1 pseudogene is annotated in these 295 nt (G+C 72.2%); it reads left to right on the forward strand.

The window, feature by feature from the left end:
* Nucleotides 1–295, forward strand: a pseudogene (locus tag HT134_RS44425) (argininosuccinate synthase); the annotation flags it as partial.

Here is a 295-nt window from a genome sequence, read left to right on the forward strand (position 1 = left end):
GAGGCGTCCCGGCCGCGCTCGACGGCCGCCCGCTCACCCCGTACCAGGTGATCGACGAGCTCAACCGGCGCGCCGGCGCCCATGGCGTCGGCCGCATCGACCTGGTCGAGGACCGGCACGACGGCATCAAGTCCCGCGAGGTGTACGAGGCGCCCGGCGCCGTCGCGCTCATCACCGCGCACATGGAGCTGGAGAACGTCACCGTCGAACGCGACCTGGCCCGCTTCAAGCGCGGCGTCGACCCGCGCTGGAGCGAGCTCGTCTACGACGGCCTGTGGTTCTCGCCGCTCAAGGA

This window comes from Nonomuraea rhodomycinica (assembly GCF_013363995.1).
In the GTDB taxonomy this organism is placed as follows: Bacteria; Actinomycetota; Actinomycetes; order Streptosporangiales; family Streptosporangiaceae; genus Nonomuraea; species Nonomuraea rhodomycinica.